7 protein-coding genes and 1 pseudogene are annotated in these 13,856 nt (G+C 65.5%); 4 read left to right on the top strand and 4 right to left on the bottom strand.

From position 1 onward, the window contains the following. Positions 1 to 161 precede the first annotated feature (161 nt). Positions 162 to 2,981 (top strand): DEAD/DEAH box helicase family protein, encoded by a 2,820-nt coding sequence (locus MMSP_RS08695; protein ID WP_020786312.1) that lies wholly within the window; start codon positions 162 to 164, stop codon positions 2,979 to 2,981. 63 nt (positions 2,982 to 3,044) lie between these two features. Here the strand turns inward: MMSP_RS08695 and dapC are convergent, their stop codons facing one another. Together dapC and fdxA are read right to left on the bottom strand one after the other, a co-directional pair. After that, positions 3,045 to 4,142, bottom strand: a complete 1,098-nt coding sequence (gene dapC / locus MMSP_RS08690) for a succinyldiaminopimelate transaminase (RefSeq protein ID WP_036427181.1) — start codon at positions 4,140 to 4,142, stop codon at positions 3,045 to 3,047. Between the two features lie 42 nt (positions 4,143 to 4,184). Next, positions 4,185 to 4,505: pseudogene (gene fdxA, locus MMSP_RS27465) on the bottom strand (ferredoxin); the annotation flags it as partial. 214 nt (positions 4,506 to 4,719) lie between these two features. Between fdxA and MMSP_RS08685 the strand changes: the two are divergent. From MMSP_RS08685 to MMSP_RS08675, 3 genes are all read left to right on the top strand, one after another. Continuing rightward, positions 4,720 to 5,286, top strand: coding sequence for a PadR family transcriptional regulator (locus MMSP_RS08685; RefSeq protein ID WP_020729884.1), 567 nt, complete (start codon positions 4,720 to 4,722; stop codon positions 5,284 to 5,286). Further along, on the top strand, positions 5,286 to 7,310 hold the full coding sequence (locus MMSP_RS08680) for an NADPH-dependent 2,4-dienoyl-CoA reductase (RefSeq protein ID WP_020786310.1): 2,025 nt from the start codon (positions 5,286 to 5,288) through the stop codon (positions 7,308 to 7,310). Before MMSP_RS08685 ends, MMSP_RS08680 begins: the two co-directional genes overlap by 1 nt. 211 nt (positions 7,311 to 7,521) lie before the next feature. After that, positions 7,522 to 7,854 (top strand): hemophore-related protein, encoded by a 333-nt coding sequence (locus MMSP_RS08675; protein ID WP_012395847.1) that lies wholly within the window; start codon positions 7,522 to 7,524, stop codon positions 7,852 to 7,854. Positions 7,855 to 8,063: 209 nt separating this feature from the next. On the opposite strand, the gene MMSP_RS08670 is transcribed toward MMSP_RS08675, so the two are convergent. Together MMSP_RS08670 and MMSP_RS08665 are read right to left on the bottom strand one after the other, a co-directional pair. Beyond that, positions 8,064 to 10,607, bottom strand: a complete 2,544-nt coding sequence (locus MMSP_RS08670) for a cellulose binding domain-containing protein (protein WP_051153642.1) — start codon at positions 10,605 to 10,607, stop codon at positions 8,064 to 8,066. A gap of 571 nt (positions 10,608 to 11,178) precedes the next feature. After that, positions 11,179 to 13,749: a bifunctional FO biosynthesis protein CofGH gene (locus tag MMSP_RS08665; protein ID WP_020786308.1), complete on the bottom strand. Its 2,571-nt coding sequence runs from the start codon at positions 13,747 to 13,749 to the stop codon at positions 11,179 to 11,181. Positions 13,750 to 13,856 lie beyond the last annotated feature (107 nt).

The following is a 13,856-nucleotide window of genomic DNA, read 5'->3' as shown; positions in this document are numbered from 1 at the left end:
AGGGCTTGCCACTTTCCCTTGCCGTCAGTCGCGTCCAGCGGGTCATCGGGTAGCGGTGCCAACAAATGGGCGGGCCCGGGAGCGTCTCCACGGCCGGCGGTCGCCACGATGCGTGCCGATTGCCAGTGACCCGCACACACCGCCGGCTAGGGTGGGCTCTCGTGGAGCCGCGCCAGGATCTTGAATCGAGGAGCTTCGCCGGTACCTGGCGGGTCTATCAGCAGCAAGCGTTGGACGCGTTTGACGCTGACGTCGCCAGCGGGGACAACCGGTGCTATCTGGTCCTGCCGCCAGGTGCCGGGAAGACAATGATCGGACTGGAAGCGGCGCGCCGGCTGGGCCGGCGCACCCTGGTGTTGGTGCCCAACACGGCGGTACAGGCACAGTGGGCCGCCACCTGGGATGGACGCTTTCCCTCGACGGACCCGTCCGCGGCCAGGTGTGGAACCGAGCGCGACCTGGCGTCGGCGATGAACGTGCTGACCTACCAGTCCCTTGCGGTCATCGACGACGAAACGGATTCGGCCGTCCGGCGAGAAGTGCTGCGCAGCCGTGACCAGCAGGCCTTATTGGAGCTGTTGCACCCGAACGGCAGGGCGTTGATCGAGCGGGCGGCAACGTTGGGCCCTTGGACGCTGGTGCTCGACGAATGCCATCACCTGCTGGCCACTTGGGGTGCGCTTGTCGCCGCGCTCGGGTCGGTCCTGGGCCCGCAAACCGCACTGATCGGGCTCACCGCAACCCCGGTAACAGAACTCACCGCCTGGCAGCACACCTTGCATGACGAGTTATTCGGCGCCGCCGACTTCGCGGTTCCAACACCCGCTCTGGTCAAGGAGGGCGACCTCGCGCCCTATCAGGAGCTGATCTATCTCACCGAACCGACGCCGGAGGAACAGGCCTGGGTGGCAACCCATCGGGCTCGCTTCGCCGAGCTCATGCTGGCAGTCATCGACCAACAGGTGGGCAGCATGTCGCTGGCCTCCTGGCTGCGTACCCGGATCGTGGACAGATCAACACGTGACGGCAATCAGATCGCCTGGTCGACGTTCGAACGCGTCGAGCCCGATCTCGCCTGCAGCGGTCTGCGCTTCGCCTACGACGGTCTGATTCCCTTGCCCGACGGTGCCCGCCTGCGCGAACAACACCGGGTTCCCCCCGATGCCCAAGATTGGGTCAATGTCTTGACCGACTTCAGCGTCGGGCACCTGCAGCAAAGCGACGATCCACGCGACGCGCAGGCACTTGCCGCGATCAAGCGGGTGCTACCCGGCTTGGGCTACCGGCTGACCAGTCGCGGCGTACGAGTGGCCACCTCCCCGATAGATCGGGTGTGCGCACTGTCGGAGTCGAAGATCGCCGCCACCACACACATCCTCGACACCGAAGACGCCGTCCTGGGATCGGGACTGCGGGCGCTGGTGTTGTGCGACTTCGAATCGATGTCAGGCACCCTCCCGACGTCGCTGAAGGGTGCGCCGCTGAGCAACCAGTCGGGTTCGGCCCAGCTGGTCACCGCCATGCTCGCGGCGTCCGACAGCCGGCGGAACAGCCCCCTCAACGCGCTTTTGGTGACCAGCCAAACCTTCGCCTGCCCGGCCGCGATCGCAACACAGCTGGTCGACTTCTGCGCCGAGCGCGGCCTGCTCGTGACCGCCGAGCCACTCGACACCCAACCCGCCCTGCGGACGCTGCGCGGTGGCGGCACCTTCACGCCCCGAACCTGGGTGGCGCTGGCTACCGAATACTTCCTGGCCGGACATTCCCGCGTCATGATCGGCACCCGCGCGCTGCTCGGAGAGGGATGGGATTGCGCGGCGGTCAACGTCAACATCGACCTGACGAGTGCAACCACCCAAGCTGCGATCACGCAGATGCGGGGCCGGGCAATTCGCAAGGACACCAACGACGCTCAGAAAGTCGCCAACAACTGGTCGGTCTGCTGCTTCACCACCGAACATCCGCGGGGGGACGCCGACTACCTGCGGCTGGTCCGCAAGCACGACGGGCACTACGCGGCCAGCCCACAGGGGCTCATCGAATCCGGGGTAACGCATTGCGACCCGGCGCTGTCCCCATACAGTCCACCGGCCGCCGATGCCCAGGCCATCACCGCGCGCGCCCTGCAACGCGCCAGCCAACGGGCCGAAGCGAGGACCTGGTGGCGGATCGGCGAGCCCTATGAAGGTATCGATGTCGCGACCATCCGAGTAAGAGCCGCGCACCCGTTTGGCGTCGCCGCACCCCGCATCGCGGCCTCGGCATTGACCCCGCCGGTACCGGGTCACCCCAGTCCGGCGCGGTTTGCCAGGGGTGCGCTTGCCGGCGTCTCGGCCATCGGTGCCAGTGCCGGCGCCGCCGTCACCGCGGTCAACTTCGGTCCGCTGGCGGGGGCCACCACCGCGGGCGGCATCATCGCAGCGGGCGCCGCACTGTTGGCGACGGCCGCCGCCGCCGAAAGTCGCCGCCTCGCCCACGCACCCAACGCTCTCGAACAACTCGCCGCCGCCGTCGCCGATGGGCTCAACGCGGCAGGCGGCGCCGAAAGGGGGTCCGAAGCGCTGCGGATGACTTCGGATCAGGACGGATGGATCCGGTGCGAGCTGGGCGATGTGCCCACCGAGCAGTCTCGCCGGTTTACCGAAGCCCTCGATGAGCTGCTCGCGCCGCTGACCGAACCGCGCTACCTGATCGGGCGCAAGATCCTCACACCGCCGTCCGGGCGTTTCGCCCGGGGAATCTTCGCCGCCCGCGCCGCCATGGGGCTTCCGCTGCCCGGGGCGATCGCCTGGCACGCGGTACCGAGGTGGTTTGCCCGACGCAAAGATCGCAGGCAAAGCCTGGCCCAGTCGTGGCGACGTCACATCGGCCCGCCCCGACAGCTGCCGGCGGATTCACCGGAGGGCCAGGCGATTCTCGATCTGTTCCGCGGCGACAACCCGCTGTCGGTGACCACGCAGCTGCGCACGACCTGGCGGTGAGCCGGCGCCGTTGTCAGATCTTGTCAGATCGAGCGCGCCCGATCACCGTGATTACGGGTGCGGTCACGGCTCGCCCAGCCGCCGTACCGCGGCGGCGATCCGCTCCTTGGTGGCGGTCAACGCCACCCGCACGTGTTGGGCCCCCGCCGGACCGTAGAACTCACCGGGGGCAACCAGAATGCCGCGCTCGGCCAGCCAGGCAACCGTGTCCCGGCATCCTTCGCCGCGCGTCGCCCAGAGGTACAGGCCAGCCTCGGAATGGTCGACGCTGAACCCCGCGGAGGTCAACGCCGGCAGCAGCACCGCACGTCGTTGCGCATATCGCTCCCGCTGCTGCTTTTCGTGATCGTCATCGTCCAGGGCTGCGACCATGGCGGCCTGCACCGGCGTCGGCACCATCATCCCGGCATGTCTGCGCACCGCCAGCAGCTCGGCGATCAGTTCCGGATCCCCGGCGACAAAACCCGCGCGGTACCCGGCCAACGACGAACTCTTCGACAGCGAGTGCACTGCCAGCAACCCGGTGTGATCGCCACCGCACACCGCCGGATGCAGCACCGACAGCGGCTGGGCATCCCAGGCCAAGCCCAGATAGCACTCGTCAGAGGCCACGATGACGCCCCGTCCGCGCGCCCACTCGACTACCTTCTGCAGGTGCTCCATGCCCAGCACACGGCCGGCGGGGTTGCTCGGAGAGTTCAAATACAGCAGGGCCGGCGATTGCGGGCCCAACTGAGTCAACGAGTCAGCCCGCTGCACCCGCGCGCCCGCCAGCCGCGCACCCACCTCATAGGTCGGGTACGCCAGCTCCGGAACCACCACCGCATCCGCGGACCCCAGACCCAGCAGTGTCGGCAACCAGGCGATGAACTCCTTGGTGCCGATCACCGGCAGGACCGCCGACTCGGCCAGCTCGGTGATGCCGTACCGGCGAGCCAAGGCGGCCACTGCGGATTCCCTCAGGCCAGCGGTGCCCGCGGTGGCGGGATAGCCCGGCGAGAAGGCGGCGGCCGTCAGCGCTTCTTGGACCAGCGGCGCGACGGGATCCACCGGGGTACCGACGGAGAGGTCGACGATGCTGTCCGGATGCGCCCCGGCCCGCGCTTTCGCCTCGGCCAACGTGTCCCAGGGGAATTCCGGTAGTGACGCTGAAACGCGCAAGCTGCGGCTCCGGGGATCTAGTGGCCCGCTCAGTCTTCTTCCTTCTTCGCCCTGCGGCGGCAGATCCTTGACCACCTGGGGGTCGTTCTCGGTCATACCGACCTTGGCGGCGCCGCCGGGAGAGCCAAGTTCTGCGAAGAAATCTGCGTTGATCTGCGTGTACTGGCTCCACTGCTCAGGCACATCGTCTTCGTAGTAGATCGCTTCGACGGGACAGACCGGTTCGCAAGCTCCACAGTCGACGCATTCGCCGGGGTGGATGTAGAGCATCCGGGCACCTTCATAGATGCAGTCGACCGGGCATTCTTCGATGCATGCCTTGTCCTTGATGTCGACGCAAGGCTCGGCGATCGTGTACGTCACGGACGTCTCCTCAACGTGTCCTTTGAGTACTGCTTGATGTGGGCTGTTACTCGCCTGGACCCGGGCTTCTTCCGAGCCACGGTTAGGCCGAGCGTTCGGTTACTGATACTAGACGTTGCATATACAACACAACTAATTGGCACGCTCGTCGGGGTCCGCCGCCTATATGCACCTAGTTGCATAGCACCCCGGGGGTGCGATCTATGCTGCGCGGGTGGCACTACCACACGCGATATTGGTATCGCTGTCCGAACAGGCCGGCTCGGGCTATGAACTGGCCCACCGATTCGATCGCTCCATCGGACACTTCTGGACCGCCACCCACCAGCAGATCTATCGCACATTGCGGTTGATGGAGAGCAACGGCTGGGTGCATGCCAAGCCCGTGGTCCAGCACGGCCGACCCGATAAGAAGGTCTATTCGGTATCCGACAATGGCCGCCAGGAGTTGGCCCGCTGGATCGCTGAGCCACCCAGCCCGACCCGTCCTGGCCGCGCGAGCGCGCTGACCGACAGCAGCACTCGCGACATCGCGGTCAAGCTGCGCGGTGCCGTCTATGGCGATAGGGAAACGCTGCGCAGCCAAGTCGCCGCGCTGCGCGCCGAACGTGTCCAGGCGCTAGACACCTACCGCGGAATCGAAAAGCACAGCTTTCCGGATCCGTCGGCACTCAGTGGCGCCGCGTTGCATCAGTACGTCGTGCTGCGCGGCGGAATCCGGGCCGAAGAAAGTGCCATCGAATGGCTCGGCGAGGTAGCTCAAGCACTCGAGGAGAAATGATGACCAGTCCCTACCCAAATCTGTTGTCTCCGTTGGATCTCGGGTTCACCACACTGCGTAACCGCGTGGTCATGGGTTCGATGCACACCGGATTGGAGGACCGGCCCAAGGACACCGACCGACTCGCCGAGTACTTCGCCGAGCGGGCCCGCGGCGGCGTCGGAATGCTGATCACCGGCGGGTACGCACCCAATCGCACCGGTTGGCTCTACCCGTTCGCCTCCGAACTGGTGACGCCGGCCGAGGCCCGGCGGCACCGGCGCATCACCGGTGCGGTGCACGACGCGGACGCCAAGATCCTGCTGCAGGTCCTGCACGCGGGACGCTATGCGTATCACCCCCTTTCGGTCAGCGCTTCCTCGATCAAGGCCCCGATCAATCCGTTTCGGCCGCGCAAACTGACCTCGCGCGGCGTGGAAGCCACCATCGCGGACTTCGCGCGATGCGCACAACTGGCCCAAGAAGCGGGCTACGACGGGGTCGAAATCATGGGCAGCGAAGGGTATCTGCTCAACCAGTTTCTGGCGCCCCGAACCAACAAGCACACCGACTCGTGGGGCGGGACACCGGCCAAACGCCGCCGATTCCCCGTCGAGATCGTCCGGCGCACCCGCGCCGCGGTCGGCCCCGACTTCATCATCTGCTACCGGATGTCGATGGCCGATTATGTCGAGGGCGGCCAGAGCTGGGACGAAATCGTGGCGTTGGCAACCGAACTGGAATCAGCCGGTGCCACGATCATCAACTCCGGTTTCGGGTGGCACGAGGCGCGAATTCCAACGATCGTCACCTCGGTGCCCAGCGGCGCGTTCGTCGACATCAGCAATGCGGTAGCCGAGCAGGTCAGCATCCCGGTGATGACATCCACCCGGATCAACATGCCTCAGGCCGCCGAGCAGATCCTGGCCGACACCGACGTGGCGCTGATATCGATGGCCAGACCGATGCTGAGCGACCCGGAATGGGTGCTCAAAGCGCAGTCCGGCCGGGTCGACGAAATCAACACCTGCATCGCGTGCAATCAGGCCTGCCTTGATCATGTCTTCGTCAAGAAGAAGGTGTCCTGTCTGCTCAACCCCCGAGCCGGACACGAAACGCTGTTGACGCTGTCCCCCACCCAACGTGCCCGCACCGTGGCCGTCGTCGGGGCCGGCCCGGCCGGCCTGGCGGCGGCGGTCGCCGCCGCCCAGCGGGGCCACCGGGTGACATTGTTTGAGGCCAACGACTTCATCGGCGGCCAGTTCGACCTGGCCCGTCGCATTCCGGGTAAGGAGGAATTCAACGAAACCATTCGGTATTTCTCCACGATGTTGGCCAAGCACAGCGTCGACGTACGGCTGGCTACCCGGGCCACGGCCGACGAGCTGACCGGCTACGACGAGGTGGTGCTGGCCACCGGCGTGGCACCCCGGATACCGGCCATCCCCGGCATTGCGCACGCCAAGGTATTGACCTACACCGAGGCGATCACCGGCGCCAAGCCGGTCGGGCCGAGCGTGGCTGTCGTCGGCGCGGGCGGCATCGGGTTTGACGTCACCGAACTCCTGATCACCGAATCGTCGCCCACCCTGAACCTCAAGGAATGGAAGGCCGAGTGGGGCGTTGTCGATCCACAGGAGGCCCGCGGCGCCCTGACCACGGAGCTGCCGACTCCGGCGGCCCGTGAGGTGTATCTGCTGCAGCGCACCAAGGGGCCACAGGGAAAGCGCCTGGGCAAGACCAGCGGCTGGGTGCACCGCGCTTCGGTCAAGGCAAAAGGGGTTCACCAGCTCTCCGGGGTGAACTACGAGCGGATCAGCGACGACGGCCTGCACATCAGTTTTGGCCCGGACCGGCAGCGGCCGCAGCTGCTTGCGGTGGACAGCGTGGTGATTTGCGCGGGCCAGGAACCGGTGCGCGACCTGGAGACCGACCTGCGCAGCAACGGCGTTGACCCACACATCATCGGCGGTGCGGCACTGGCCGCGGAGTTGGACACCAAACGCGCCATCAAACAGGACACCGAGCTTGCCGCCCGCCTGTGATGGCTACCCGGCTACCCCATTTCGCCTACGGTGAAACTGCCCCAACCACGGCCCTGAACTGCGGATAGTTATAGCCGGAGAGAGTCCTCCGATACAAAGTTTGATAGGAGCAAACCCGCGGGGCCTGCTAGTCTTGATTCAAAGGCGGCAACCGCTGGGCAGATGTCGTCGCCGCGTTGGCGGTGCAATAGCTGGGGAAGGTGTCCACAAAATGAGGCTGTCGTTAACGGGACTGGGTGTCGCCGCTGGTGCTTTCGCGTTGTCGTTGAGCGTCGGCGCGGGGGTCGCATCCGCAAGCCCACTGGATACGGTCATCAACACAACCTGCAACTACGGCCAGGTGATGGCGGCGCTGAACGCCACCGACCCTGGGGCCGCCGCGCAGTTCAACGCCTCGCCGGTGGCGCAGGGTTGGCTGCATTCGTTCCTCGCGTCGCCGCCGCCGCGGCGCGCGCAGATGGCCGCGCAGCTGCAGGCCATGCCTGGGGCGTCGCAGTACGTCGGGCTGGTCGAGTCAGTCGCCTCGTCCTGCAACAACTACTGAGCGGATTAGGCGCCTCCCACGTTTCGGGGGCCGCACACCACGTCACCTAGCGCTCGCGAGGGCTTCCGCGTTTATCGCTGACGTCTGAGCGCTAGGTGTCGCGCTGTTTTTGGGCAGCCGTAGCCGTTCTCATCGCGCCGTCGCCGCTGCGACCTCTCGTCAGCGTGATTGCGGATCTCATCCGGTGCCTGCGCAGTGCCGGGGTCGGGTCAGTCCAAAGCGGCCTGCTCGGCGGCGGCATCCTCCCCGAACTCATCGAAGATCTCGCTGAAATCCCACGCCTGTTGGCTCACTCCGCTGCTGGTATTCGACAGCTGCCCCACCGCTCCCGGGAAATCGCGATTTGCCGACCACATGGATAGCCCGCCGAGGTTGTTCTCATCGGCGAAAGCAGCCAGCTTTTCGGCGTCGGCGAGGGTAAAGACCTCGCTCGGATCGTCGTTGACGCCGATCATGGGTGTCACCTTGATCATCGCCCACGCGTCCTCGCTGGACATCGACGGATACAGCGTCATCAACTGGCCGTGGACGCTCTCGGCGGCTTGAATTGCGTAGTCACCCATCCTGCCCTCGTACTGCAGGCTGGGGTCGAAGTAGTCCATGGTCATGATGTTCACGCGGCCAACATCCACGCCATTGTCGATGGCGATCTGCAGTGCTTGCACCCCGTTGGAGGTCAGACCCGTCGGCATCACGGGAAGGGTGTAGGAAACCTGGACCGGGGTCCCGGCAGCGGCCTGCTCCGCCTGCAGCATGGCGATCGCCTGGGCCTGGTTGGTCAGTGCTGGAACGTTATACAACGCCGCACCCTCAATGTCGAAGTCCAACTTATAGATTCCGTAGGTGTCGGTGACCAATTTGTAGTCCGACGCTAGCGCGGTCGCGTTGGGGGCCGAAACAGCGAGCGGCTGGTTGGCTGCGCCACCGAAGGAGATGGTTGGGTCGATACCGTTTTGCTGCATCTCGGCCATCGCGGAGGTAATCCACGGGTCGTCCAGCGAATAGAAAGTGCCCCAGGACGGATTGCCATCGGCACCGGTGACGATGAAACCCAGTGTGACGTCATCGATTCCCGCGTTGGCTGCACTCGCATAGTCGAACTTCGGCCAAAGGGTCATATCGACGTATGGAGAAAACTCACCCACCGTGGCACCGCCGGTGCTAGTGCCGGCACCGGTACCGGTACTGGTGCCACCACCGGTACCGGTGCCGCCGCCGCTGGCAGGTTGTCCGTTAACCAGAACATTCGTCGGTTCGGAATAGGCGCCAGTGTGCATCGCTTGGAAGCCCACCACGACCGAACCACCTGGCTCGATCGTTTGCGTCCAGGACTCCGGAGTCAGGGTGTAGTGCGTGCCAGTCTGCGTGAGCTGCCCGCTCCACACGCTGGTAATGGATTCGTTTGCAGGCAAATCGAATTCGACCTGCCAGTCAGTCAGCGCGGTATCCCCGGAATTGCTGATCGTGTAGTTCGCAACGAACCCGTTGTCCCACTGCGATGTCACCGTGTACGTTGCGGCAACCTCTCCGTCGCCGACCGTGCCGCCGGTACCACTTCCACCAGTGTCACCACCATCGCCAGTGCCGGTGCCGTCACCGGTGCCGGTGCCGGTGCCGCCCGTGTCACCGGTGCCGCCCGTGTCACCGGTTCCGGTTCCGGTTCCCCCGGTATCACCAGTACCGCTCCCCGTACCACCCGTATCACCGGTCCCGCCGCTCCCGCTGCCAGTACCGCCGGTGCCAGTGCCACCGCCGTCCCCGGAACCCCCGCCGCCAACGGATACTCCGTTGACGATGAGATTCGTAGGCTCCGAGTAAGACCCAGTCTGCGCGCCCTGGAAGCCAACGGTGACCGACCCGCCCGGCTCGATCGTCTGTGTCCACGACTCAGGCGTCACCGTGTAGTGCGTGCCAGACTGGACGAGCTGCCCATTCCACACATTGGTAATGGATTCGTCTGCAGGTAAATCGAATTCGACCTGCCAGTCGCTCGCCGCAGTATCCGCCGAGTTCGTGATCGTATAGCGCCCGATGAAACCGCTGTCCCATTGCGATGTCAGCGAGTACGCCGCCGCCACGTCGCCGTCTCCGGTGCTGGCGCTACTGACTGCGGCGGTGGTAGCGGCTCCGCTACTCACCGCGGCGACGCCACCACTTCCACCAAGTTCGCCACTGCCGGTCGCGGCAGCGGTCGTCGCACCGCTGGCGCCACCACTGCCGGCAGCGCCACCACCACTGATGGTCCCGCCGTTGCCGGTTCCTCCGCTCATCACAGCGCTGCCGGTCGTGGTGTTGGTCGCACCAGCAGCGATGGAATTCGGGCTCACCGCCCCACCACTGGCGGCGGCTTGCCCGCTACTTGCGCCCTCGGCCGCCTGACCGGTGTTGCCGCCGCCACCGGTTTGCGCAACCGAATCACCCTGCGCGCCAACACCACCCATCAGTGATCGAAGGATGCCAGATATCGAGGAGATGTTGGCCGCTTCGGCGTGCTCATAGGATGCCGCACTCGCCGCCAAGGTCTGCAGGAAGCGCTCGTGAAACGCCCCCGCTTGAGCGGTCGCCGTTTGATACTCCTGGGCAAACCCGCCGAACCAAGATGCGACGGCTCCCGAAACCTCGTCGGCAGCCATTGCGGCCACCTTCTCCGTCCAACTCACCGCCGAATTGGCTGCATTCACCGCCGAGCCAACAGCCTCCAAATTCGTTGCTGCCCTGATAGATAACTCGGGAGTTGCGATCAAAAAAGACATAATCCGTCCTTGCCGATCGGTGTGCCACGACCCAGCTAGGTATTGAGAAGTGTTGAAGCGTCTATTGTTAACATCGACATTCTCAGCCGACAAGGCCCGGCGCACTTTTGTCGGTTATTCGACAAACTCGGCACATTGCCCGGGTTTACCAACACGACAACCGCCCGCGAGTGCCCCGACTCCGCGCTGCCCTAGCAGCCACCCTGGCAAGCATCGCGCCAATCGGGGCAAACACTCAAACTTCCTGCACGGCAATGCCATCTACCTGCGGACGCCCGCCGCCGTCCAGTCGATCAGTTCCCATGAGGGAGATGAGTGCCGTTCCTGAGTGCGGTGCGCGCGAACACACATCGGCGACAGATGACACCGCACGCGATTGAGCTTACTTCCGCCGAGCTCGTGATTGCCCAGCCGCGATGCCCGCTACGCGCGTTCGGCGCAGCGGCGTGCAAATGTCCGACGATATCCGCGGACAACTCTAATAGCTTGCGCGGCAGTATAACTCCACAGCAGTCGGCGCGGCGCCCATTAACGTAATCTCCGGAGGAAACCACCGGGTGCCGGCGACTCGCTAGGCGGCCAACGAAGCGTACGTTGTGGTGCGCTGGCGCGCCGGCCGACCGATCCCCGCGGCGATAGCCGCAAGTTCGGCAGCGGTCTTTGCCGATCCGTGTTCGGAACCGGCCATCCGCGAAATCGTCTCCTCCATCAGCGTCCCGCCCAAGTCGTTCGCGCCGCCGCTGAGCATCACTCGAGTGCGCTCGACACCAAGTTTGACCCAGCTGGTCTGGATGTGGGGAATGCGGCCGTGCAGCATGATCCGCGCCAGGGCATGCACCGCGCGGTTGTCGCGATGAGTGGGGCCCGGCCTGGCCGCGCCAGCCAGGTACAACGGCGAGTTCTGGTGCACGAACGGCAACGGCACGAATTCCGTGAACCCGCCGGTGCGGTCTTGGATATCGCGCAGCACATTGAGGTGGGCAATCCAGTGCCGCGGGCTGTCGACGTGGCCGTACATCATGGTCGATGACGACCGCAGCCCCACCTCGTGCGCGGTACTCACGATCTCGATCCACAGCGACGTCGGCAACTTGCCCTTGGTGAGCACCCAACGCACCTCGTCGTCCAGAATCTCGGCGGCGGTGCCTGGGATGGTGCCCAGACCGGCCTCACGCAGAGCGGTCAGCCACTCGCGGATGCTCAGCCCGCTCTTGGTCACACCGTTGGCGATCTCCATCGGAGAGAACGCGTGCACGTGCATCGAGGGCACCCGAGCCTTGACCGCGCGCACCAGGTCGGCGTAGCCAGTAACCGGAAGTTCGGGATCGATGCCCCCCTGCATGCACACCTCGGTCGCTCCGGCCACGTGGGCTTCCCAGGCGCGATCGGCGACCTCGTCCGCCGACAGTGAATAGGCGTCGGCGTCGCCCTTGCGCTGTGCGAACGCGCAGAATCGGCAGCCGGTGTAACAAACGTTGGTGAAGTTGATGTTGCGGTTGACCACAAAGGTCACGTCGTCACCGACCGCATCGCGTCGCAGCGAATCCGCAAGCGCGGCAACAGCTTCCAAGGCAGGCCCGTCAGCGGTGGCCAGCGCAAGACATTCCTCGTCGGAACAGCCCGCGGGAGAACGCTCGGCGGAACGCAGAGCGGCCAGGACATCGGTGTCGATGCGTTCGGGACCACGGGCGGCCAGCTCGTGCACGTGTGAACGGACCGCATCCCAGTCACCGAAAGCGCTGTCGAGGTCGCTACGCGCCTCGGTGCAGCGTCCCTCTGTGTCGATCGCCGCATTGAGATCCACCCGACCCGACGACGCGACATCGTCAGGCTCCTGCCACGGCAGACCCACCGGGTTGACCTCACGTGCGAAACCAGTCGCCGGATCAGCCAGCGCCACAACATGTCTGCGCACCCGCGGGTCAATCCAGGCGCCCCCCGCCTGCACGTACTTGGGTTGCGCGGTCAACCGCTGCACCAGTTCGTAGCCCGCTCCCGAAGTCACGGCGGCCAGGTCGTCCAATGCGGGCCACGGCCGCTCGGGGTTGACGTGGTCGGGCGTCAGCGGCGACACACCACCCCAGTCGTCGACACCGGCACCGATCAGCGCCACACATTCGTCTTGGGAAACCAGATTCGGTGGCGCCTGAATGCGCATTCCCGGGCCGAGCACCAGCCGGGCGACCGCGACCGTCGCCAGGTAATCCTCGATTCCGGCGTCGGGAACCGCTGCCATTGCGGTGTGTTCCTTGGCCCGGAAGCTTTGCACGATCACTTCCTGGACGTGGCCAAACTCTTTGTGCAACTTACGAATCGCATGCAGCGTGTCAGCCCGCTCGGCCAGCGTCTCACCGATGCCGACCAGCAGACCGGTGGTAAACGGTATGGAAAGCCGACCTGCGTCGGTCAGAGTGCGCAACCGCACCGCCGGGTCTTTGTCCGGGCTGCCATAGTGCGCGAGGCCTTTGGTTTCGAACAGCCGCCGCGACGTCGTCTCCAGCATCATGCCCATCGACGGCGCCACCGGTTTGAGCAGCGACATCTCCGACCAGCTCATCACCCCCGGATTCAAGTGCGGCAAGAGCCCGGTCTCTTCGAGCACCCGGATCGCCATGGCCCGCACATAAGCCAGCGTGGTGTCATACCCGCGCTCGCTCAACCACTCCTTCGCCTCTGGCCAACGTTGCTCGGGACGATCCCCAAGGGTGAACAGGGCCTCTTTGCAGCCGAGTTGGGCCCCCCGCCGTGCGATATCGAGGATCTCGTCGGGCTCCAGATACATTCCGGCGCCCTGGGCCCGCAGCTTGCCCGGGACGGTGACGAACGTGCAGTAGTGGCAGTTGTCACGGCATAGATGGGTGACCGGGATGAATACCTTGCGCGAATAGGTGATCGGCAGACCACCGCCCGTGCCGTGGCGTCCGGCCGATTCCAGACCAGCGTCACGCACTCGGGCCGCGCCGGCACACAGCTCAGCCAGCTGGTCGCCGCGCGCCGACATCGCGACGGCGGCCTCGTCGATGTTGAGCGCAACACCGTCTCGCGCGCGCCGTAGTACCCGCCGCAGCGCCGATGCACTGGGCTTGGGCGGAACGACGGGGCTGGGCAGGGCGGTGGGCTCCTGGCGCGAGGTCAGCGGCACGTTGGTGTAACTTCCCCACGCCCCGATTTCATCCGTGCGTCCACAATTCGAGCCTTGGCGGGTGCCATATGCGCAACAGTAGCGGCAGGGCCGGCACTCGACGGACC

Source organism: Mycobacterium sp. 012931 (assembly GCF_000419295.1).
Classification (GTDB): Bacteria; Actinomycetota; Actinomycetes; order Mycobacteriales; family Mycobacteriaceae; genus Mycobacterium; species Mycobacterium marinum.
Note: the sequence above shows the minus strand (reverse complement) of the source record. Positions and strands in the feature narration are given on the sequence as shown.

Coding starts and splice junctions, on each gene's coding strand:
- MMSP_RS08680 (WP_020786310.1), top strand. CDS start 5,286: ATGACCAGTCCCTACCCAAATCTGTTGTCTCCGTTGGATCTCGGGTTC.
- MMSP_RS08675 (WP_012395847.1), top strand. CDS start 7,522: ATGAGGCTGTCGTTAACGGGACTGGGTGTCGCCGCTGGTGCTTTCGCG.
- MMSP_RS08670 (WP_051153642.1), bottom strand. CDS start 10,607: ATGTCTTTTTTGATCGCAACTCCCGAGTTATCTATCAGGGCAGCAACG.